This window comes from Pseudoalteromonas sp. SIMBA_162 (assembly GCF_046535955.1).
GTDB classification, from domain to species: domain Bacteria; phylum Pseudomonadota; class Gammaproteobacteria; order Enterobacterales; family Alteromonadaceae; genus Pseudoalteromonas; species Pseudoalteromonas marina.
In genome coordinates this window covers 1-261 of the sequence record NZ_JAWJBQ010000602.1, presented here as the reverse complement: position 1 = coordinate 261, position 261 = coordinate 1, and the positions used below count along the sequence as shown (strand labels likewise).

Genomic DNA, 261 nt, shown 5'->3' with positions numbered 1-261 from the left:
CGCAATTTGTGCGTTCATGTCGCTCATTTTTGCAACCGAGCTATTCACCGCATGTAGAGACTTACCGGCGGAGCGCGCCTGTTCAACACTTTCTGCTGCCTTTTCTCTGCCTTTTTCCATAACGCTAACAGCGTCGTTGGCACTCACTCGCATGGTTTCAATTAAGCTTTGAATATTACGGGTAGAGTCCTGAGTTCGGTTCGCTAACGCACGCACTTCATCAGCAACCACAGAGAAGCCGCGGCCATGTTCGCCAGCACG

1 protein-coding gene is annotated in these 261 nt (G+C 51.3%); it reads right to left on the bottom strand.

The genetic code is table 11. The annotated features are described in order from the left end of the window. Positions 1-261, bottom strand: a 261-nt coding sequence (locus R0J88_RS21085; protein WP_410901038.1) for a methyl-accepting chemotaxis protein, incomplete at both ends; no start/stop codon positions are given.